The organism is Pantoea sp. WMus005 (assembly GCF_013415305.1).
Taxonomy (GTDB): Bacteria; Pseudomonadota; Gammaproteobacteria; order Enterobacterales; family Enterobacteriaceae; genus Pantoea; species Pantoea rara.
Window position 1 is genome coordinate 345,682 of the sequence record NZ_JACBXU010000002.1, and the last position, 22,466, is coordinate 368,147.

19 protein-coding genes and 1 other annotated feature are annotated in these 22,466 nt (G+C 54.2%); of the genes, 16 read left to right on the plus strand and 3 right to left on the minus strand.

The window, feature by feature from the left end:
• Positions 1–49 precede the first annotated feature (49 nt).
• Complete coding sequence (gene creA, locus HZZ01_RS11900; RefSeq protein WP_090964162.1) at positions 50–523, plus strand: protein CreA; 474 nt, start codon at positions 50–52, stop codon at positions 521–523.
• 71 nt (positions 524–594) lie between these two features.
• On the opposite strand, the gene arcA is transcribed toward creA, so the two are convergent.
• Complete coding sequence (gene arcA, locus HZZ01_RS11905) at positions 595–1,311, minus strand: two-component system response regulator ArcA (protein ID WP_090964164.1); 717 nt, start codon at positions 1,309–1,311, stop codon at positions 595–597.
• Between the two features lie 611 nt (positions 1,312–1,922).
• Here arcA and HZZ01_RS11910 point away from each other — a divergent pair.
• The 5 genes from HZZ01_RS11910 to thrC all read left to right on the plus strand — a co-directional run bounded on the left by HZZ01_RS11910 (position 1,923) and on the right by thrC (position 7,649).
• Complete coding sequence (locus HZZ01_RS11910) at positions 1,923–2,627, plus strand: tRNA/rRNA methyltransferase (RefSeq protein ID WP_179897576.1); 705 nt, start codon at positions 1,923–1,925, stop codon at positions 2,625–2,627.
• Positions 2,628–2,815: 188 nt separating this feature from the next.
• A complete protein-coding gene (thrL, locus tag HZZ01_RS11915) occupies positions 2,816–2,884 on the plus strand; it encodes a thr operon leader peptide (RefSeq protein WP_071591720.1) in 69 nt (22 codons plus the stop codon).
• Positions 2,823–2,941 (plus strand) — a sequence feature (Thr leader region). (Overlaps the previous gene by 62 nt.)
• Positions 2,942–2,967: 26 nt before the next feature.
• On the plus strand, positions 2,968–5,430 hold the full coding sequence (gene thrA, locus HZZ01_RS11920) for a bifunctional aspartate kinase/homoserine dehydrogenase I (RefSeq protein ID WP_179897578.1): 2,463 nt from the start codon (positions 2,968–2,970) through the stop codon (positions 5,428–5,430).
• Between the two features lie 2 nt (positions 5,431–5,432).
• Entirely contained in the window at positions 5,433–6,362 is a 930-nt protein-coding gene (gene thrB, locus HZZ01_RS11925; protein WP_179897580.1) for a homoserine kinase, read from the plus strand.
• A gap of 3 nt (positions 6,363–6,365) precedes the next feature.
• Positions 6,366–7,649, plus strand: coding sequence for a threonine synthase (gene thrC, locus HZZ01_RS11930; RefSeq protein WP_179897582.1), 1,284 nt, complete (start codon positions 6,366–6,368; stop codon positions 7,647–7,649).
• 69 nt (positions 7,650–7,718) lie between these two features.
• Here the strand turns inward: thrC and yaaA are convergent, their stop codons facing one another.
• Positions 7,719–8,492 carry a peroxide stress protein YaaA gene (gene yaaA, locus HZZ01_RS11935; protein WP_179897584.1) on the minus strand — a complete coding sequence of 258 codons (774 nt, stop codon included), beginning with the start codon at positions 8,490–8,492 and terminating at the stop codon, positions 7,719–7,721.
• 209 nt (positions 8,493–8,701) lie between these two features.
• On the opposite strand from yaaA, the gene tal reads away from it, so the two are divergent.
• The 7 genes from tal (at position 8,702) to nhaR (ending at position 17,577) form a co-directional block, all read left to right on the plus strand.
• Positions 8,702–9,655, plus strand: coding sequence for a transaldolase (gene tal / locus HZZ01_RS11940; RefSeq protein WP_003854842.1), 954 nt, complete (start codon positions 8,702–8,704; stop codon positions 9,653–9,655).
• Positions 9,656–9,780: 125 nt separating this feature from the next.
• Positions 9,781–10,368 (plus strand): molybdopterin adenylyltransferase, encoded by a 588-nt coding sequence (mog, locus tag HZZ01_RS11945; protein ID WP_179897586.1) that lies wholly within the window; start codon positions 9,781–9,783, stop codon positions 10,366–10,368.
• Positions 10,369–10,472: 104 nt separating this feature from the next.
• Entirely contained in the window at positions 10,473–11,780 is a 1,308-nt protein-coding gene (locus HZZ01_RS11950) for an MFS transporter (RefSeq protein ID WP_179897588.1), read from the plus strand.
• A gap of 315 nt (positions 11,781–12,095) precedes the next feature.
• Positions 12,096–14,006, plus strand: a complete 1,911-nt coding sequence (gene dnaK / locus HZZ01_RS11955) for a molecular chaperone DnaK (protein ID WP_179897590.1) — start codon at positions 12,096–12,098, stop codon at positions 14,004–14,006.
• Positions 14,007–14,110: 104 nt separating this feature from the next.
• The gene (gene dnaJ / locus HZZ01_RS11960; protein ID WP_179897592.1) at positions 14,111–15,256 is read left to right on the plus strand and encodes a molecular chaperone DnaJ; all 1,146 of its coding nucleotides are present in this window, start codon (positions 14,111–14,113) and stop codon (positions 15,254–15,256) included.
• A gap of 202 nt (positions 15,257–15,458) precedes the next feature.
• A complete protein-coding gene (gene nhaA, locus HZZ01_RS11965; RefSeq protein WP_179897594.1) occupies positions 15,459–16,637 on the plus strand; it encodes a Na+/H+ antiporter NhaA in 1,179 nt (392 codons plus the stop codon).
• A 31-nt stretch (positions 16,638–16,668) separates the two neighbouring features.
• Positions 16,669–17,577 carry a transcriptional activator NhaR gene (gene nhaR, locus HZZ01_RS11970; protein WP_179897596.1) on the plus strand — a complete coding sequence of 303 codons (909 nt, stop codon included), beginning with the start codon at positions 16,669–16,671 and terminating at the stop codon, positions 17,575–17,577.
• A gap of 36 nt (positions 17,578–17,613) precedes the next feature.
• Here the strand turns inward: nhaR and rpsT are convergent, their stop codons facing one another.
• Entirely contained in the window at positions 17,614–17,877 is a 264-nt protein-coding gene (gene rpsT / locus HZZ01_RS11975) for a 30S ribosomal protein S20 (protein ID WP_008925553.1), read from the minus strand.
• Positions 17,878–18,183: 306 nt separating this feature from the next.
• Here rpsT and ribF point away from each other — a divergent pair, with 306 nt between their 5' ends.
• From ribF to lspA, 3 genes are read left to right on the plus strand one after another with little or no spacing between them, the layout of a single operon-like run.
• Positions 18,184–19,113 carry a bifunctional riboflavin kinase/FAD synthetase gene (ribF, locus tag HZZ01_RS11980; protein WP_179897598.1) on the plus strand — a complete coding sequence of 310 codons (930 nt, stop codon included), beginning with the start codon at positions 18,184–18,186 and terminating at the stop codon, positions 19,111–19,113.
• A 29-nt stretch (positions 19,114–19,142) separates the two neighbouring features.
• Entirely contained in the window at positions 19,143–21,959 is a 2,817-nt protein-coding gene (gene ileS / locus HZZ01_RS11985; protein WP_179897600.1) for an isoleucine--tRNA ligase, read from the plus strand.
• Complete coding sequence (lspA, locus tag HZZ01_RS11990; RefSeq protein WP_179897602.1) at positions 21,959–22,465, plus strand: signal peptidase II; 507 nt, start codon at positions 21,959–21,961, stop codon at positions 22,463–22,465. The genes ileS and lspA overlap by 1 nt, the downstream gene beginning before the upstream one ends.
• Position 22,466: the final 1 nt, after the last annotated feature.

Sequence of the window (22,466 nt, forward strand, 5' to 3'; positions counted from 1 at the left end):
ATTAACAGTACATTACATTCTCATCTATTCCATTTGCAATGGTAACTCCATGACAATATCCCGACTTATGATCGCTGCGCTGACCACGCTGACCTTTTCCAGCCCACTTTTTGCCGAACAGATTGGCTCTGTTGATACGGTGTTCAAGATATTCGGGCCTGACCATAAGATTGTTGTTGAAGCTTTCGATGACCCGGACGTTAAAAATGTAACCTGTTATATCAGCCGGGCGAAAACCGGAGGTATTAAAGGCGGACTGGGTCTGGCAGAGGATACCTCTGATGCCGCGATTTCCTGCCAGCAGGTGGGTCCGGTCGAACTGAGTGATAAAATTGCGCAGGGCAAAGCGGAGGGTGAGGTGGTATTCCGCCAGCGCACCTCTCTGATTTTCAAGAAGCTGCAGGTTGTACGCTTCTTCGACAAAAAGCGCAACGCCCTGGTTTACCTGACCTACTCCGATAAAGTGGTCGATGGCTCACCGAAAAACGCGCTCAGCGCCGTGCCGATTATGCCCTGGCACTGATAATGCCATGGTACTGAGCACAAAAAAAACGCCCGCAGGGGCGTTTTTTTATTGGCTGCGCCTGACTCCGTTTACTCGTGCAGGTCGCCGCAGAAACGATAACCTTCACCATGAATGGTGGCGATGATTTCTGGCGTGTCCGGCATGGATTCGAAATGCTTGCGGATACGACGGATGGTGACATCGACGGTGCGATCGTGTGGCTTAAGGTCGCGGCCGGTCATTTTCTTCAGCAGATCGGCACGGGTCTGAATCTTGCCCGGATTTTCACAGAAGTGCAGCATGGCGCGGAACTCACTGCGTGGCAGTTTGTAGTGTTCGCCGTTGGGATTAATCAGTGAGCGGCTGTTGATATCCAGCTCCCAGCCATTGAATTTGTAGCTTTCTACCTGACGTCGCTCTTCGCCTGGCATCGCCAGATTCATGGTGCGCGATAGCAGGTTACGGGCTCGAATGGTCAGCTCACGCGGATTAAACGGTTTGGTGATGTAATCGTCGGCGCCAATTTCCAGACCAAGAATTTTATCGACTTCGTTGTCACGGCCGGTCAGGAACATCAGGGCGACATTGGCCTGCTCACGCAGTTCACGTGCCAGCAACAGGCCGTTTTTACCGGGCAGGTTGATGTCCATGATGACCAGGTTAACGTCATTGTCAGTCAGCACCTGATGCATTTCAGCACCATCAGTCGCCTCATACACCACATAACCTTCCGCCTCAAAAATACTCTTGAGGGTATTACGCGTGACCAGTTCGTCTTCAACGATAAGAATGTGCGGGGTCTGCATGTTTAGCTACCTAAAATTTGCCAACAAATTGAAAACAGGGCGTACAGCGGTATGGCGTTATCCATCATCGAGAGCGGTGGGCCGCGCAGAACCGTTGTACGAAATCATATTTTGATAAGCCATCTATCAACGTCAACAACAGTATTAGCTCAGCCAGTCAGGATGAAAATTGCATGCCCCGGGCGTTAATGATTATGGCGCATATCCTAACTGTATTAACAGCAACCTAACAGCACCAACTACAACCGATAAGCATAAAAACAACGCTTCGTTGACTTATATCAAATGCAATTGTAGCACGTTAACACTTTTGTGAAAAACTTCTAGCAGATTGCCTGTTTAGCTCACAAAAAGCTTCATTTTCGTTACATTTATTGCGCTTGCGAGCCAAAATAAAACCCGCTGGAAATCACATATTATCTTATTGAAATTAAATGAATAAATAACGATTTCTTTAATAATCATGGTTTCAATGCTAAAAAGATTCAGGCAACTACTTTTAACCGGTTTTAACATCGTTAACACACGATTTTCTTATTAGCTTCTGACACCGGAATCATTAACAGCCATGTTAATATGACGTTATCTAAATAGACCAATGGACCACATATATGCTTTTTCCCCTGATTCTCGTCTCGCCTGCGCGGCCAGAAAATATCGGCGCTGCGGCGCGTGCCATGAAAACGATGGGATTCAGCCAGCTGCGTATTGTGGCCAGCGATGCCTGGCAGGATCCCGCTGCGCGTCGGGTGGCGCATGGTGCGGGTGAGATCCTCGATAACGTTCAGACCTTTGCCACCCTGGCTGACGCGTTAGCGGATATCGATTTTTCGGTGGCAACTACCGCGCGCAGCCGGGCAAAGTTTCGCTACTACGCTACACCGGAGCAGGTTGAAACGCAGCTGCTGGAGAAACGCCAGTGGGTCAACAGCATGGCGCTGGTGTTTGGCCGTGAAGATAGCGGACTGACCAACGAGGAACTGGAGCAGGTCGACCTGCTGACCGGCATCCCGATGGCGAATGACTATCCTTCACTGAATCTCGGTCAGGCGGTGATGGTTTACTGCTACCAGCTGTCGAAGCTGAACCAGGTTGAGGCACCGGTTGCCTCGGCTGCCGATGGGCAGCAGTTGCAGGCGCTGCGTCAGCGTTTTCATCAGCTGCTGGCGCAATTGGGGGTCAGTGATGATGAGAAGCTGTCAGACTGGATCGACCAGCGGACAGGCCTGCTTGAACAGCGCGACAGTGCGATGCTCCATCGTCTGCTGCACGACATTGAAAAAAAACTCACAGATAAATCCTCGGCAAAAAGCTGATTTTACAGCCACAGATCGCAGGGAATTTCTGGATCGCAAACGATCGAACACTGTTTTACGATTTCACCGGTGGCTGTGCGCAGTGGTGAAAAACTGTCCTCCGGACAAATCGGGTTGACTTAACGTGCGCTTTGCTTTACTTCTGGAGGCAAGACGGACAGACAAAAACAGACAGAAAATAAATCTAAATGCGTAAAATCAGCCTGAACACCACAATTATTACCACCACCATTACCACAGGTAACGGTGCGGGCTGACGCATACAGGAAAAACAGAAAAAAAGCCCGCACCTAACCAGTGCGGGCTTTTTTTTCGGCTTAAATTCAGGAGAGTTTATATCATGCGAGTGCTGAAATTCGGCGGGACCTCGGTAGCGAATGCGGAACGTTTTCTTCGCGTCGCTGACATTCTGGAAAGTAATGCGCAACAAGGACAGGTTGCAACCGTGCTCTCTGCGCCAGCAAAGATCACTAACCATCTGGTGGCGATGATTGAAAAAACCATCAGTGGTCAGGATGCTCTGCCGAATATCAGCGACGCTGAACGCATCTTCAGCGAGCTGCTGCAGGGACTGGCTGACGCTCAGCCGGGTTTTGAGTTTGACAGACTCAAAACCCGTGTTGATCTTGAGTTTGCGCAGCTGAAGCAGGTACTGCACGGCATCAGCCTGCTGGGACAGTGCCCGGATAGCGTCAACGCAGCGATTATCTGTCGTGGTGAAAAGCTCTCGATTGCGATCATGGAAGCGCTGCTGCAGGCGCGCGGCCATGAAGTCAGCGTGATCGACCCGGTGGAGAAGTTGCTGGCAATTGGTCACTATCTCGAATCCACGGTTGATATCGCCGAATCGACCCGTCGCATTGAAGCGAGCCAGATCCCCCCGCAGAACATGATCCTGATGGCTGGCTTTACTGCCGGTAACGAGCGTGGCGAACTGGTGGTGCTGGGCCGTAACGGTTCAGACTATTCTGCTGCCGTGCTGGCCGCCTGTCTGCGCGCCGACTGCTGTGAAATCTGGACTGATGTGGATGGCGTCTATACCTGCGATCCGCGTCAGGTACCGGATGCGCGTCTGCTGAAGTCGATGTCCTATCAGGAGGCGATGGAACTCTCCTATTTCGGTGCCAAAGTGCTGCATCCCCGCACCATCGCGCCCATTGCCCAGTTCCAGATCCCGTGCCTGATCAAAAATACCGCCAATCCACAGGCGCCCGGCACCCTGATTGGTGCGGAAGGGGAGCAGGATGAAAGCCCGGTAAAAGGCATCACCAACCTGAATAACATGGCGATGGTGAACGTCTCCGGTCCCGGCATGAAAGGGATGGTTGGAATGGCGGCGAGAGTCTTTGCGGCCATGTCGCGCACCGGCATCTCAGTCGTGCTGATCACCCAATCCTCTTCTGAATACAGCATCAGTTTCTGCGTGCCGCAGAGCGAGCTGGCGCGGGCGCGTCATGTACTGGAAGAAGAGTTCTACCTGGAGCTGAAAGATGGCCTGCTTGATCCGCTGGATATCATTGAAAACCTGGCGGTGATTTCGGTGGTAGGCGATGGCATGCGCACTCTGCGCGGCATCTCGGCGAAATTCTTCTCGGCGCTGGCTCGCGCCAATATCAACATCGTTGCGATTGCGCAGGGCTCTTCAGAGCGTTCTATCTCGGTCGTGGTGAACAATGACGAAGTGATCACTGGCGTGCGCGTGGTGCATCAGATGCTGTTCGCCACCGATCAGGTGATCGAGGTGTTTGTGGTTGGTGTCGGCGGTGTCGGCGGTGCGCTGCTGGATCAGTTGCATCGCCAGCAGGCGTGGCTGAAGAAAAAGCATATCGACCTGCGCGTGTGCGGCATCGCTAACTCACATGCGCTGCTAACCCACGTCCACGGCATCGATTTAACCAACTGGCAGTCGGCATTAGCTGAAGCGAAAGAGCCCTTTAATCTGGGCCGTCTGACTCGTCTGGTGAAAGAGTATCATCTGCTCAATCCGGTGATTGTGGATTGCACCTCCAGCCAGGCTGTTGCCGATCAGTATGCGGATTTCCTCAGCGAAGGCTTCCACGTGGTGACGCCGAACAAAAAGGCCAACACCTCCTCCTGGAATTACTATCAGCAGATGCGCGCCGCCGCGGCCAAATCGCGTCGTAAATTTCTTTATGATACCAACGTTGGTGCCGGACTGCCGGTCATCGAAAATCTACAGAACCTGATGAACGCGGGTGATGAACTGCTGCGCTTCTCCGGTATCCTCTCTGGCTCGCTGTCATTTATCTTCGGCAAGCTGGATGAAGGGGTTTCGCTGTCGCAGGCAACTAACATGGCGCGTGAGATGGGCTTTACCGAACCCGATCCGCGGGACGATCTGGCTGGCACCGATGTGGCGCGTAAGCTGCTCATTCTTGCGCGTGAAGCGGGTCATCAGCTGGAGTTGAGTGATATTGAGATCGAACCGCTGCTGCCCGCCAGCCTGACCGAAATTCAGGATGTTGATCAGTTTATGCAGCGTCTGCCCGAACTCGATAACGCCTTTGCTGACCGCGTTGCACAAGCGCAGAATGAGGGCAAAGTCCTGCGTTACGTGGGCGTGATCGAAGAGGGTGGCGTCTGTAAAGTGAAGATCGACGCCGTTGACGGCAACGATCCGCTCTATAAAGTGAAAAACGGCGAAAACGCCCTGGCGTTTTACAGTCGCTACTATCAACCGATTCCGCTGGTGCTTCGCGGATACGGTGCAGGAAATGATGTCACAGCGGCCGGTGTCTTTGCCGATCTGCTGCGTACGCTGTCATGGAAGTTGGGAGTTTAAACATGGTAAAAATTTACGCACCAGCCTCGATCGGTAACGTCAGCGTCGGCTTCGATGTGCTGGGCGCGGCGGTATCGCCGGTAGATGGCTCCCTGCTGGGTGACTGTGTCTCTGTGGAAGCAGCTGAGCAGTTTTCACTGACCAACGCTGGTCGTTTTGTCAGTAAGCTGCCCGCCGATCCCAAAGAGAATATTGTTTATCAGTGCTGGCAACTTTTCTGCGAGACGGTGGGCAAAGAGATCCCGGTGGCGATGACCCTGGAGAAGAATATGCCCATCGGCTCCGGTCTGGGTTCCAGCGCCTGCTCGGTGGTGGCCGGTTTAATGGCGATGAACGAATTCTGCGGCAAGCCACTCAGCGACAGCAAGCTATTAACGCTGATGGGCGAGCTGGAAGGGCGGATCTCCGGCAGCGTACATTATGATAATGTCGCTCCCTGCTTCCTCGGAGGCATTCAGCTGATGCTGCAGGAGAATGACATCATCAGCCAGGCGGTGCCGGGCTTTGATGACTGGCTGTGGGTGATGGCTTATCCGGGCATTAAAGTGTCCACCGCTGAAGCGCGCGCCATCTTACCGGCGCAGTACCGCAAAGAGGACTGTATCAAACATGGCCGCTTGCTGGCTGGCTTCATTCACGCCTGCCATACGCGTCAGCCGCAGCTGGCAGCTAAACTTATGCAGGATGTGATTGCCGAACCTTACCGGACCCGGCTGCTGCCAGGCTTCGCCGAGGCGCGGCAGGCCGCTAAAGATATTGGCGCACTGGCGTGCGGTATCTCAGGCTCTGGTCCGACACTTTTCGCCGTTTGCAACCAGATTGAAACGGCACAGCGGATGGCTGACTGGCTGAGCCAGCACTATCTGCAGAATGATGAAGGCTTCGTCCATATCTGCCGCCTCGACACGGCTGGCGCACGACAATTGGGATAACGCATGAAACTCTACAATCTGAAGGATCACAACGAGCAGGTCAGCTTCGCCCAGGCGGTGAAACAGGGTCTGGGATCACAGCAGGGTCTGTTCTTTCCGCTGGAACTGCCAGAGTTTGAACTGACCGACATCGACGCGATGCTGGAGATGGATTTTGTCAGCCGCAGCAGCAAAATTCTCTCGGCTTTTATTGGTGACGAGATTCCGGCCCAGCAGTTGCATGAGCGTGTTAACGCCGCGTTTGCCTTCCCGGCCCCGGTGAAAGCCGTCAGCGAAGATATCGCCTGTCTGGAGCTTTTCCACGGCCCGACGCTGGCATTTAAAGATTTTGGCGGCCGTTTTATGGCGCAGATGCTGTCATATTTCTCAGGCTCAGATGAGCAGATCACCATTCTGACCGCGACCTCCGGTGACACCGGTGCGGCCGTGGCGCACGCTTTCTACGGCATGAAGAACGTGCGCGTGGTGATCCTCTATCCGCAGGGCAAAATCAGTCCGCTGCAGGAGAAACTCTTTTGTACGCTGGGCGGCAACATTGAAACTATCGCTATCGACGGCGATTTCGATGCCTGCCAGTCGCTGGTCAAACAGGCATTTGATGATGAAGAGCTGAAGCGGGCGATTGGCCTGAACTCGGCTAACTCCATCAACATCAGCCGCCTGCTGGCGCAGATCTGCTACTACTTTGAAGCGGTCGCGCAGCTGCCACAGGAAAAACGCAATCAGCTGGTTGTCTCCGTGCCAAGTGGCAACTTTGGTGATTTGACCGCCGGTCTGCTGGCGAAATCGCTGGGCCTGCCGATCAAACGCTTTATCGCTGCCACCAACGCCAACGACACGGTGCCGCGCTTCCTGGGCAACGGCGAGTGGCAGCCAAACCTGACTGTCTCTACGCTGTCGAATGCGATGGACGTCAGCCAGCCTAACAACTGGCCACGTGTGGAAGAGCTGTTCCGCCGTAAAACCTGGCGCTTAACCGATCTGGCCTGTGGTGCAGTCACTGATGAGACCACTCGCGCCGCAATGCGTGAACTGGCAGAGATTGGCTACGTTTCCGAGCCACATGCTGCCATCGCCTGGCGTCTGCTGCGCGATCAGCTGCAGGAAGGGGAGTATGGTGTGTTCCTCGGAACGGCGCATCCGGCGAAATTCCGTGAAAGCGTGGAAGCGATCCTTGAGCAGACCCTGACGCTGCCGCCAGAGTTAGCGGAGCGCGCCGACCTTCCGTTGCTGTCGCACAAGATGAAGGGTGATTTCGCCTCGCTGCGGGCGTTCCTGCTGAAGTAGTGCGGTGAAAGGCTTCCCGGTTACGGGAAGCCTGCTTGTGATGTGAAAAACACAGTGCGCGCGGGGGAGTTATTGCTCCGCGCGCTTAAAGACGAGTTCACTCCCGCTGCTGCTTGCCCCGTCAAAACGATAGCCATCCACATCAAACGCCTTAAGCTGTTCCGGCTTTGTCAGGCGCTGCTGAATCACGTAGCGACTCATTAATCCACGCGCCTTTTTGGCATAGAAGCTAATCACTTTATAGCTGCCGTTTTTCTCGTCGAGGAACACCGGCTTAATCATCTGTGCCTGCAGCTTCTTCGGCTTAACCGCCCTGAAATATTCGTCCGAGGCGAGGTTGATCAGCACCTCATCACCCTGTTCCGCCAGCGCGGTATTCAGCGTTTCAGTGATGAGATCGCCCCAGAAGGTGTAAAGGTCTTTGCCCGCTGGATTGGCCAGGCGAATGCCCATTTCAAGCCGGTAAGGTTGCATGAGATCGAGCGGACGCAGCACGCCATACAGGCCAGACAACATACGCAGATGCTGCTGAGCAAAATCGAAATCCTGATCGCTGAAGGTGTCGGCCTGCAGACCGGTGTAGACATCACCTTTAAACGTCAGGATCGCCTGACGGGCATTCTGAGGGGAAAAATCGGGGTGCCAGCTGTTAAACCGATCGGCATTGAGGTGCGCCAGTTTGTCGCTGATGCCCATTAACGAGGCGATGCTGGCGGGTGACAGATCGCGCGCAATCTCAATCAGCTGTTGTGACTTTTCTAACAGCGCAGGCTGGGTGAAACGCGTTGTCGCCAGCGGGCTTTCATAATCCAGCGTCTTGGCGGGAGAGATCACCATCAACATAGTTGCTTCCTCGGTTAATGCCTGGTTTAACAGGGCATTGGCGGCTTATCAGGCTACGCAGTGTACCAAAAAAGCCGCAAAGAATGACGAATCACACCTATTTGTTCGCGCTATCGTAAACGGCATTCCCTGACCTTGCGCCACCGTTGCCGCGTGATATTATCGCAACAGCCTTTTTTCACACTGACAGTTAACTAAGAGAAAAGAACATGACGGACAAACTTACCTCCCTGCGTCAGCTCACTACCGTCGTCGCCGACACGGGTGATATCGCAGCTATGAAGCTGTATCAGCCACAAGACGCCACCACCAACCCTTCTCTGATTCTCAACGCCGCACAAATCCCTGAATACCGTAAACTGATCGATGAAGCGATTAGCTGGGCGCGTGAGCAGAGCAGCAACAAAGAAGAGCAGCTGCAGCTGGTTTCTGACAAGCTGGCCGTTAACATTGGTCTGGAAATTCTGAAACTGATCCCAGGCCGTATCTCGACTGAAGTCGATGCGCGCCTCTCTTACGACACTGAAGGCAGCATTGCTAAAGCCCGCAGCCTGATCAAACTCTACAATGATGCCGGTATCAGCAATGACCGCATCCTGATCAAACTGGCCTCTACCTGGCAGGGCATCCGTGCTGCAGAGCAGCTGGAAAAAGAGGGTATCAACTGTAACCTGACCCTGCTGTTCTCCTTTGCTCAGGCGCGTGCCTGTGCCGAAGCGGGCGTGTTCCTGATCTCGCCGTTTGTTGGCCGTATCCTTGACTGGTATAAAGCCAACACCGATAAGAAAGAGTATGCCGCGCACGAAGATCCAGGCGTGGTTTCTGTTTCTGAAATCTACAACTACTACAAGCAGCACGGCTATGAAACCGTGGTGATGGGCGCGAGCTTCCGTAACGTCGGCGAAATCATCGAACTGGCTGGCTGTGACCGTCTGACCATTTCTCCTGCGTTGCTGAAAGAGCTGGCAGAGAGCGAAGGTACCCTGGAGCGTAAACTGAGCTACAGCGGCGAAGTGAAAGCCCGTCCGGCCCGCATGACCGAGTCTGAGTTCCTGTGGCAGCACAACCAGGATCCTATGGCCGTTGCTAAGCTGGCAGAAGGTATCCGCAATTTTGCCGTTGATCAGGGCAAACTTGAGAAGATGCTGGCAGAACTGCTGTAATCGGCTGACCGTGGCGGCGCAGGCTGCCACGGTTTTCCCTTTTCCGACCCTTTCACTTTATATTATCCTCTCTGCTATTCCCCTTTTACTCCACCGCACCGCGGTAAATCACAGCGAAGCTAATCATGAATACATTACGCATTGGCCTGATATCGGTCTCCGATCGCGCCGCCAACGGTATCTATCAGGATGAGGGTATTCCCGCGCTGGAGAGCTGGCTGAGTCGCGCAATCAGCAGCCCGTTTGAGATTGAGTCCCGTCTGGTACCCGACGAGCAGCCGATGATTGAGCACGCGATCTGCGAGCTGGTCGATGAACGCTTTTGCCATCTGGTGTTAACCACCGGCGGCACCGGTCCGGCCCGACGCGATGTCACACCCGATGCCACCCTGGCGGTTTCCGATCGGGAAATGCCCGGTTTTGGTGAGCAGATGCGCCAGATCAGCCTGCAGTTCGTGCCGACCGCCATTTTGTCGCGTCAGGTCGGCGTGATCCGCAAACAGTCGCTGATCCTCAATCTTCCCGGTCAGCCGAAGTCGATCAAAGAGACGCTGGAAGGGCTGAAGGATGAGCAGGACAACGTTAAAGTCCATGGCATTTTCGCATCTGTACCCTATTGTTTACAGTTGCTGGAAGGCCCTTACGTCGAAACGCATGCAGATGTGGTAGCAGCATTTCGGCCTAAAAGCGCGATGCGTGAGATAAATAACTAAATATTCCCCATTTCAGGCATAAGCTATAGCCTTGCTGGTGTGGCAAAAGATTGACGGTATAGTAAGAGTATCTTTACAAAATTGTCTTTTGCCTCTGGAATATTATGAATCCGACTCATACACCGCGTCTGACCGGTAAGGATTACAAAACGCTGGCGCTGGCCGCGCTGGGCGGCGCGCTGGAATTTTACGACTTCATCATATTTGTCTTCTTCGCCACCGTGATCGGCGAACTCTTCTTCCCCTCAGATATCCCTGAATGGCTGCGTCAGCTGCAGACGTTTGCCATTTTTGCCGCCGGCTATCTGGCACGACCGCTCGGTGGCATCGTTATGGCGCACTTTGGCGATAAGCTTGGCCGTAAAAAGATGTTCAGCCTGAGTATTCTGCTGATGGCGCTACCGACCCTGATGATGGGGGCTCTGCCCACCTGGCAGACGATTGGCATTGCTGCGCCTCTGTTGATGCTGCTGATGCGGATGTTGCAGGGGGCGGCGATTGGTGGCGAAGTACCGGGCGCCTGGGTGTTTGTTGCTGAGCACGTACCCTATAAACGTATCGGCATCGCCTGTGGCACGCTGACGGCCGGGCTGACCATCGGCATTTTACTGGGGTCGCTGGTGGCGACGCTGATCAATACCTCGATGTCTCAGCAGGCGATCCATGAAGGTGGCTGGCGTATACCGTTCTTCCTTGGCGGCGTATTTGGGCTGATCGCAATGTTCCTGCGCCGCTGGCTGCATGAAACACCGGTCTTTATTGAGATGCAGCAGCGCAAAGCGCTGGCGGAAACGTTACCGCTGAAGACCGTACTGGTGGAGCATAAAAAGTCGATTGTGATCTCCATGCTGCTGACCTGGCTGCTCTCCGCCTGCATCGTCGTGGTGATCCTGATGTCACCGGTCTGGCTGCAGAAGCAGCAGGGCATCGCGCCCGCGCTGACCCTGCAGGCCAACAGCATTGCCACTGTGATGCTCTGCATCGGCTGCATTATTGCCGGACTCGCTGCCGATCGCTTTGGTGCCAGTCGTACCTTGTGTGTCGGTAGTCTGCTGCTGGCGATCTGTAGCTGGCAGTTTTATCACCTGAGCGCTCTCTATCCGCAGCAGCTCTTCCTGCTCTATGGCATGGCAGGGCTCAGCGTTGGTGTCGTTGGGGTGGTGCCATTTGTGATGGTGCGCGCCTTTCCGGCAGAAGTGCGTTTCACCGGACTCTCATTCTCATACAACCTCTCCTACGCAATCTTTGGCGGGCTGACACCGATCTGTGTATCCCTGCTGATGAATGTCTCCGTGATGGCTCCGTGCTGGTATGTGATGGCGCTGGCGCTGGTGGGATTATTGACGGGGATCTGGCTGCGACGTGACGTCAGCCACGAGCCGGATCTGAATCAGGAGATTAAGTCGTTGTAATGGATTTGCCCTGGTCCCCCGGCAGTAAAATGATCGTTGATGGAATAAACGGATTCCCTCCTGCTCACTGAAGGGAACACAGCGATGCTCCCTATTCAGCGTTGTGGCAGTGTTCTTTGATCCCGGCAGGGCCAGCGGTAAAAAAATTTTTTTTGGTTTAGCCCTTGATGCGCATCGAAGCGGCCCCATTTACTTGTCATCGAGCGTTGTGAACGTTGGAAAAAAAGCATGTGCTGGCGGTTGAATGCAAACAACCCGCCCACATAAAAGGTTCACAACCCAAATTGGCAACGAATTTAAGTGGGAGATGTTTAGATGGGTAAGATTATTGGTATTGACCTGGGTACAACCAACTCTTGTGTTGCGATCATGGATGGCACCAAAGCACGCGTGCTGGAAAATGCCGAGGGCGATCGCACCACGCCTTCAATTATTGCGTATACACAGGATGGCGAAATTCTGGTCGGTCAACCGGCTAAACGTCAGGCAGTGACCAACCCGCAGAATACCCTGTTCGCAATTAAGCGTCTGATCGGTCGTCGCTTCCAGGACGAAGAAGTACAGCGTGATATTAAAATCATGCCGTACAAAATCACCGGCGCTGACAACGGTGACGCCTGGCTGGAAGTGAAAGGCCAGAGAATGGCACCGCCGCAGATCTCTGCTGAAGTGCTGAAGAAAATGAAAAAGACTGCCGAAGATTACCTCGGTGAGCCAGTGACTGAGGCCGTGATCACTGTACCGGCTTACTTCAACGATGCGCAGCGTCAGGCGACCAAAGATGCCGGCCGTATCGCGGGTCTGGAAGTCAAACGTATCATCAACGAACCGACCGCTGCAGCACTGGCATACGGTCTGGATAAAGGCCAGGGCAACCGCACCATCGCGGTTTATGACCTGGGTGGCGGTACCTTCGATATTTCAATCATTGAAATTGACGAAGTTGACGGCGAAAAAACCTTTGAAGTTCTGGCGACCAACGGTGACACCCACCTGGGTGGTGAAGACTTCGATAGCCGCCTGATTAACTATCTGGTTGCTGAATTCAAGAAAGATCAGGGTATCGATCTGCACAACGATCCGCTGGCGATGCAGCGTCTGAAAGAAGCGGCAGAGAAAGCGAAAATCGAACTCTCTTCTGCACAGCAGACCGACGTTAACCTGCCATACATCACGGCAGATGCGACCGGTCCTAAGCACCTGAACATTAAAGTGACCCGCTCTAAACTGGAGTCACTGGTTGAAGATCTGGTTGCGCGTTCAATTGCGCCACTGAAAGTTGCGCTGCAGGATGCCGGCTTGTCTGTTTCAGACATCAACGACGTTATCCTGGTCGGTGGTCAGACTCGTATGCCACTGGTTCAGGCCAAAGTGACTGAGTTCTTCGGTAAAGAGCCACGTAAAGACGTGAACCCGGACGAAGCGGTTGCTGTCGGTGCTGCGGTTCAGGGTGGTGTACTGGGTGGCGACGTGAAAGACGTGCTGCTGCTGGACGTTACCCCGCTGTCACTGGGTATCGAAACAATGGGTGGCGTGATGACTTCGCTGATCAGCAAGAACACCACCATCCCAACCAAGCACAGCCAGGTCTTCTCGACGGCTGAAGATAACCAGTCAGCCGTGACCATTCACGTGCTGCAGGGTGAGCGTAAGCGCGCCAATGACAACAAGTCACTGGGCCAGTTCAACCTTGACGGTATCCAGAACGCGCCACGCGGTCTGCCGCAGATCGAAGTGACCTTCGACATCGATGCGGATGGTATCCTGCACGTGTCAGCGAAAGACAAGAACAGCGGTAAAGAGCAGAAAATCACCATTAAAGCCTCTTCAGGTCTGAGCGATGAAGAGATTCAGAAAATGGTGCGTGATGCGGAAGCGAACGCTGAATCTGACCGTAAGTTCGAAGAGCTGGTCCAGACACGTAACCAGGGTGATCAGATTGCCCACAGCACGCGTAAGCAGCTGGATGAAGCAGGCGACAAACTGTCAGCTGACGACAAAGCGCCAATTGAAGCTGCGCTGGCCGAGCTGGAAACTGCGCTGAGAGGCGAAGACAAAGCGGAAATCGACGCCAAAATGCAGGCGCTGATGGAAGTGTCCGGCAAACTGATGGAAGCAGCGCAGCAGTCTCAGGCGGGTGCAGCGGATGCCGGTGACGCGTCAGCGAAGAAAGATGACGACGTTGTCGATGCTGAATTTGAAGAAGTGAAAGACAACAAGAAATAATTGCCCCTGACCGGGCGCGACGGTTGGCCTGACAGCCGTTGAAACCAGCACGGGCGTAGGAGATCTCTCCACGCCCGTGCGATCATGTTAAGGGCTAAATAAACATGGCGAAGAGTGATTACTACGAGATTTTAGGCGTCGCCAAATCCGCGGACGAGCGTGAAATCAAAAAGGCTTACAAACGCCTGGCTATGAAATTCCACCCGGATCGCAATCCCGGTGATAAAGAAGCCGAAGCGAAATTCAAAGAGGTCAAGGAAGCTTACGAAATCCTGACCGATGCGCAGAAGCGTGCGGCTTACGATCAGTATGGTCATGCAGCCTTTGAACAGGGCGGTATGGGTGGCGGTGGATTCGGCGGCGGCGGCTTTGGCGGCGGCGGTGCAGAGTTCAGCGATATCTTTGGCGACGTGTTCGGTGACATCTTTGGTGGTGGACGCCGTCAGCGCGCATCCCGTGGCGCCGATTTACGCTACAACATGGAGCTGTCGCTGGAAGAAGCGGTACGCGGCGTGACCAAAGAGATCCGCATTCCAACGCTGGAAGAGTGTGACGTCTGCCACGGCAGCGGTGCGAAAGCGGGAACGCAGCCACAGACCTGTTCAACCTGTCACGGTGCAGGCCAGGTGCAGATGCGCCAGGGCTTCTTCACCGTCCAGCAGGCCTGTCCGACCTGTCATGGTCGTGGCTCGGTGATTAAAGATCCGTGCAACGCCTGCCATGGTCATGGTCGTGTTGAGAAGTCGAAAACGCTGTCAGTGAAAATCCCGGCAGGGGTGGACACCGGCGATCGCATTCGCCTGAGTGGCGAAGGTGAAGCGGGCGAGCAGGGCGCACCAGCCGGCGATCTCTACGTTCAGGTATCGGTGAAGAAACACCCGATCTTCGAGCGTGAAGAGAACAACCTCTACTGTGAAGTGCCGATCAATTTTGCGATGGCGGCGCTGGGCGGAGAGATTGAAGTACCAACACTGGATGGCCGCGTGAAGCTGAAAGTGCCGTCAGAAACCCAGACCGGCAAGCTGTTCCGCATGCGCGGACGTGGTGTCAAATCTGTCCGTGGCGGTGCGGTCGGCGACCTGTTATGTCGCGTCGTGGTGGAAACACCGGTCAGCCTGAACGAAAAACAGAAAGCGCTGTTGCGTGAACTGGAAGAAAGTTTTGGCGGCCCAAGCGGTGAGCATAACAGCCCGCGTTCTAAGAGCTTTTTCGATGGCGTGAAGAAATTCTTTGACGACCTGACACGCTAAACAGTGTCTGAAAAAACGGAGCCTCAGGTTCCGTTTTTTTTTGCCGTTTTGATGGTATGCGTAAAAAAAGTTCATCCTTCTTTAGCGTTAACCGCCTTCTCTTCGCTTAAACCGAAGGAAAGGTGAGGAATAAGCTGCTTTTAACGAACTATAGTAGCCGCTACACTCTTTATCTTTCTACCGCTGATCAGGAAGATACACGTTGAATAAGCCCCGTAGTCTCAAAAACCTGCTTAAAAGCTTCATTGAAAGCGACGCCAGCAATGGCATGGTGTTAATTATGGCGGCAGTGGCTGCCATGATTCTCGCCAACTCTGCCGAAACCGCTCAGGGCTATCAGGCGTTTCTCAATGAACCTGTGCAAATCCGCTTCGGTGCGCTGGATATCAGTAAAAATCTGCTGTTGTGGATTAACGATGCGCTGATGGCGCTGTTTTTCCTGCTGATTGGTCTGGAAGTGAAGCGCGAGCTGATAGTCGGCGAACTTGCAAGCCGTGACAAGGCGATCTTTCCCGTCATAGCGGCATTAGGCGGCATGGCACTGCCCGCCCTTGTCTTCCTCGGTTTCAACCATGGTGATGAGATAGCACGCAACGGCTGGGCTATCCCTACGGCGACCGATATCGCATTTGCTCTGGGTGTACTTGCCCTGCTTGGCAGTCGTGTTCCTGCTGCACTGAAAGTTTTCCTGATGGCACTGGCGATTATCGATGATCTGGGGGCTATCGTTATTATCGCCCTGTTCTATACCAGTGGCCTCTCATTGTTATCCCTGGGCGTTGCTGCAGGGGCTATCGTTGTGCTGGCAGTGCTGAATTACTTTAATGTCCGTAAAATCTCGGTCTATATGCTGGTTGGGATCGTGCTCTGGACCGCAGTGCTGAAGTCAGGGGTCCATGCCACGCTGGCGGGCGTCATTGTTGGCTTCTTCATACCGCTGGAAAAGAGAGAAGGGCATTCACCAGCAGAACATCTGGCGCACGGTCTGATGCCGTGGGTGAACTGGTTGATTCTGCCGCTGTTTGCCTTCGCTAACGCCGGTATCTCACTGGCCGGTATTACGCTGCGTGACGTCCTTTCACCGGAGCCTTCAGGTATCATCCTCGGCCTGTTAATCGGTAAGCCCTTAGGCATTACGCTGTTCTGCTGGCTGGCCGTAAAACTGCGGCTGGCGGTATTACCTGACGGCACCACCATCCGCGATATCATGGCGATTGGCGTGCTGTGCGGCATCGGTTTTACGATGTCTATTTTCATCAGTTCGCTGGCCTTCGATTCGACACATGAGCAGCTTGTGACCTTCTCTAAACTGGGGATCCTGACGGGCTCTGTGCTGTCAGCGGTAATTGGCTATACCCTGCTGCGGATTAAACTGCGTTAATGGAGAGGAGGCGAAAGCCTCCTTTTTTTCGATGAATCAGCTCAATTTCAACCATCTCTATTACTTCTGGCAGATCTGCAAAAGCGGCTCTGTGGCGGCTGCGGCAGAAGTGCTATCTCTGACACCACAGACTATTTCCGGGCAGATTAAGGCACTTGAGGAGCGCCTGCAGGGCAAGCTGTTCCGGCGGCAGGGAAGGGGCCTGGTGCCGACTGAACTGGGTCAGCTGGTGTTCCGTTATGCGGACCGCATGTTTATGCTGGGTCAGGAGATGCTGGATATCGTTAACTACCGCAAAGAGTTCCATCTGCTGCTGGATGTCGGCGTGGCAGATGCGCTCTCTAAGCAGCTTGTCAGCAAGGTGCTGGAAACCGCAGTGGTTGCAGAAGAGAAGATTCATCTGCGCTGTTTTGAGTCAACCCACGAAATGCTGCTGGAGCAGCTCAGTCAGCATAAGCTGGATATGATTATCTCTGACTGCTCCATTGATCCTACGCAGCAGGAAGGCCTTTTTTCGGTGAAGCTGGGCGAATGTATGGTCAGCTTCTGGTCAACACAGCCGCTTTCTGATTCCTCTTTTCCGGCCTGTCTGGAAACGCGCCCACTCCTGATTCCCGGCCGCCGCTCAATGCTGGGACGCAAAATCCTCAACTGGATCACTACGCAAGGGCTGCAGGTAGAGATTCTCGGCGAGTTTGATGATGCAGCACTGATGAAAGCATTTGGTGCGCGGCAGAAGGCGATTTTTGTCGCGCCTGCGCTTGAAATGGGTGAGCGGGAAGGCGTCTATGAAGTCGGGCGGCTTGATGCGGTGTCAGAGGAATATCACATCCTCTTCGCGGAGCGGATGATTCAGCATCCGGCAGTGCAGCGTCTCTGTCACGCAGACTTCAGTGGACTTTTTCCCCACCAGAGTACAGACGAAAAAAAACCGGCGTAAGCCGGCTTTTTCAACAAAGTGATAAACAACAGGCGATTAAGCCAGTTTGTTGATCTGTGCAGTCAGGTTAGATTTATAACGTGCAGCTTTGTTTTTGTGGATCAGACCTTTAGCGGCCTGACGATCCACGAGTGGTTGCATTTCATTGAATGCGTTCTGCGCAGCAGCTTTGTCGCCTGAAGCGATCGCCGCGTATACTTTCTTAACGAAGGTACGCATCATTGAGCGGCGGCTAGCGTTATGCTTGCGGCGTTTCTCAGATGTTACGGCGCGTTTCTTAGCTGATTTGATATTAGCCAAGGTCCAACTCCCAAATGTGTTCTATAGAGACAAATCAAAGGCCGAGGACTATGCCCTTCTAACCTGATTTTGTCAATGGATTTGTGCAAATAAGCGTCGCCCTAAAAGCGGCACTCGGTTACGTATTTGATGGCGCAAGATTCTACCAGCTTCCCCTCGCTGAATACAGTATTTCGCGACAAAATTCTTAACATGCGCATCCGCAACAGGAAATGCAGCGCCTAAAGCATGAAAGGCGTGCTGACGGGTTAACCTGAGTCGCTTTCAAGGGTATAATCCGCCGATTTCCACCGGTTTGGGCCAGCCATGAAGTTTATCCGCGGTATTCATAATCTTAACGAGCAGCATCGCGGCTGCGTTCTGACCATTGGTAATTTCGATGGCGTGCACCGTGGGCATCAGGCGCTGATGTCGCGTCTGTGTGAAGAAGGACGTAAGCGTAATCTGCCGGTCGTGGTCATGGTGTTTGAGCCACAGCCGCTTGAGCTGTTTGCCGGTGATAAAGCCCCGGCTCGCCTGACTCGCCTGCGTGAAAAGCTGCGGTACATGGCGGAAGCCGGCGTGGATACAGTGCTGTGTGTGCGGTTCGACCCTCGCTTTGCGGCCTTGTCCGCCCAGCGTTTTATCAGTGATCTGTTAGTCGACAAGCTGGACGTGAAGTACCTTGCGGTTGGCGATGATTTCCGCTTCGGCGCTGGTCGCCAGGGGGATTTCCTGTTATTACAGAAAGCCGGTGTGGAGTATGGCTTTGAGGTCGTCAGCACCGAAACCTTCTGTGATGGCGGTAAGCGAATCAGCAGCACTGCCGTGCGTCAGGCGCTGGCTGCGGATGATTTAGCGCTGGCACAGTCGCTGTTAGGTCATCCCTTCACTATTTCCGGCCGCGTCGTGCACGGTGATGCACTGGGACGTACGCTGGGTTTCCCGACTGCGAATCTTCCTTTACGCCGCAGCGTCACGCCGGTGAAAGGGGTTTATGCCGTGGAGGTACAGGGTCTGACGCCCGAGCCACTGCCGGGTGTTGCTAATATCGGCACCCGTCCGACCGTAAAAGGTTTACGCCAGCAGCTTGAAGTTCACCTGCTCGACATCAATATGGATCTCTATGGTCGTCACATTGATGTGGTGCTGAAACAGAAAATACGAAACGAGCAGCGCTTTGCCTCACTGGAGGCGTTGAAAGAACAAATTGCGAACGATGTGGTAACGGCCCGGCAGTTCTTTGGGCTGCTTTAACCTGAGCGAAAAACGGAATCGAGAATCTGATGAGTGACTATAAATCTACCCTGAATTTGCCGGAAACGGGATTCCCGATGCGTGGCGATCTGGCCAAACGCGAACCGGGAATGTTGCAACGCTGGAATGCCGACAACCTGTACGGCATCATCCGCGAAGCCAAAAAAGGGAAAAAAACCTTTATCCTGCATGATGGCCCTCCGTATGCGAACGGCAGCATTCATATTGGTCACTCCGTTAACAAGATTCTGAAAGACATTATCGTTAAGTCGAAAGGCATGGCGGGTTACGACTCGCCGTATGTGCCGGGCTGGGATTGTCACGGTCTGCCAATTGAACACAAAGTTGAGCAGATGATCGGCAAGCCAGGCGAGAAAGTCACCGCCGCTGAATTCCGTGCAGCGTGCCGCAAATACGCCGCTGAACAGGTTGAAGGCCAGAAGGCGGACTTTATTCGTCTCGGCGTGCTGGGCGACTGGGATCGTCCTTACCTGACCATGGATTTCGGAACCGAAGCCAACATCATTCGTGCGCTGGGTAAAATCATCGGCAACGGCCATCTGCACAAAGGCGCGAAGCCGGTGCACTGGTGCCTGGATTGCCGTTCTGCCCTGGCAGAAGCGGAAGTGGAGTATTACGACAAAACGTCTCCGTCGATTGATGTGATGTTTAACGCCATCGATACCGATGCGGTGCGTGGGGCGTTTGGCGTATCCCAGGTCAATGGCCCGATCTCACTGGTGATCTGGACGACAACGCCGTGGACATTACCGGCTAACCGCGCCATCTCCCTGCATCCTGAATTTGAGTATCAGCTGATCCAGATCGAGGGCCGTGCCCTGATCCTGGCGAAAGAGCTGGTGGAAAGCGTCATGAAGCGCGCCGGTGTCAGCGAATGGCAGGTACTGGGCGAATGTCAGGGCGCTGCACTGGAGCTGCAGAAGTTCCAGCATCCGTTCCTGGCGATTGAGTCGCTGGTCGTACTGGGCGAGCACGTGACCCTAGACGCGGGTACCGGTGCCGTTCACACCGCGCCAGGCCACGGCCCGGATGACTATGTCATCGGTCAGAAATATGGCATCGAAACGGCTAACCCGGTCGGACCGGATGGCAGCTATCTGCCAGGCACTTATCCGACGCTGGATGGGGTCAACGTCTTTAAAGCCAACGACCTGATCGTTGAACTGCTGAAAGAGAAGGGCGCGCTGCTGCACGTTGAGAAACTGCTGCACAGCTATCCGCACTGCTGGCGTCATAAAACGCCGATCATCTTCCGCGCTACGCCGCAGTGGTTCATCAGCATGGATCAGAAAGGATTGCGTGCGCAGTCACTGAAAGAGATCAAAGGCGTGCAGTGGATCCCGGACTGGGGCCAGGCGCGTATCGAATCCATGGTGGCGAACCGTCCTGACTGGTGCATCTCTCGTCAGCGTACCTGGGGCGTACCGATGGCACTGTTCGTTCATAAAGAGAGCGAAGAGCTGCATCCGGACACACTGGCGCTGATGGAGAAAGTGGCGCAGCGTGTTGAGCAGGAGGGTATTCAGGCCTGGTGGGATCTCGACCCGCGCGAACTGATGGGCGACGACGCCGATCATTACGTCAAAGTGCCGGATACGCTGGATGTCTGGTTTGACTCTGGTTCAACCAGCTATTCCGTGGTTGATGCGCGTCCGGAATTTGGCGGACATGCTCCTGACCTCTATCTGGAAGGATCCGATCAGCATCGCGGCTGGTTTATGTCCTCGCTGATGATCTCCACGGCAATGAAGGGCAAAGCGCCTTATCGTCAGGTACTGACGCACGGTTTCACCGTGGACGGTCAGGGCCGTAAGATGTCGAAATCAATCGGCAATACGGTCGCGCCGCAGGATGTGATGAACAAACTTGGTGCCGATATTCTGCGTCTGTGGGTGGCCTCAACCGATTACTCGGGTGAAATGGCGGTCTCTGATGAGATCCTTAAGCGCTCTGCCGATGCTTATCGTCGCATCCGTAACACCGCGCGTTTCCTGCTGGCTAACCTCAGCGGCTTCAACCCGGCCACCGATCTGGTGAAACCAGAAGAGATGGTCGTAGTGGATCGTTGGGCAGTGGGTCGTGCACAGGCGGCACAGGCTGATATCGTTGCCTCATACGAGAACTACGATTTCCACGAAGTGATCCAGCGTCTGATGCAGTTCTGTTCGATTGAGATGGGCAGCTTCTATCTCGATATTATCAAGGATCGTCAGTACACCGCGAAAGGCGATGGCCTGGCGCGTCGCAGCTGCCAGACCGCGCTATGGCATATCGTCGAAGCGCTGGTGCGCTGGATGGCACCGATCATGTCCTTTACTGCGGATGAGATCTGGGGCTATCTGCCAGGCGAACGTGCGCAGTATGTCTTCACCGAAGAGTGGTATCAGGGTCTGTTTGGCCTGGCGGAAGATGAAGCACTGAATGACGCCTACTGGGCCGAGCTGCTGAAAGTGCGTGGCGAAGTGAACAAAGTGATCGAGCAGGCACGTGCGGATAAACGTATCGGAGGCGCACTGGAAGCAACGGTCACGCTGTATGCCGATCCGGAGCTGGCCGCTAAACTGCAGGCGCTGGGCAACGAACTGCGCTTTGTGCTGCTGACTTCTGGCGCACAGGTAGCGGATTACGCCCTGGCGAACGACGAAGCGCAGCAGAGTGAACTGCTGAAAGGTCTGAAAATCGCGCTGCACAAGGCGGAAGGCGAGAAATGTCAGCGCTGCTGGCATTACACTACCGACGTCGGGCAGAATCCTGAGCACGCTGAGGTCTGTGGTCGTTGTTACACTAACGTAGCCGGTGACGGCGAACAGCGTGAATTTGCCTGATGCGTAAACCTATTTTCTCAACCGGATTGCGCTGGCTTTGGCTGGTGCTGGTGGTGATTGTTGTCGACTTCGCCAGTAAGCAGTGGGTGATGAACAACATGATGCTGCATGAAACCCAGCCGCTTATGCCCTACCTGAACCTGTTCTACGCGCACAACTATGGCGCGGCATTCAGCTTCCTGGCAGACAAAGGCGGCTGGCAGCGCTGGTTCTTTGCGGGTATCGCGCTGGCTATCGTGATCTCACTGATGGTGATGATGTATCGTAATCATGCCAGTCAGAAGATGGCTAACATCGCCTATGCTCTGATCATTGGTGGCGCGATCGGCAATCTGTTCGATCGCTCCTACCACGGCTTCGTGGTCGATTTTATCGATTTCTATGTCGGTAACTGGCACTTCGCTACATTTAATATCGCTGACTGCGGCATCTGTATTGGTGCCGCACTGGTGGTGCTGGAGGGCTTTTTCAGCCCGAACGGCAAACAAGCTAAACAGAAAGGGTAAG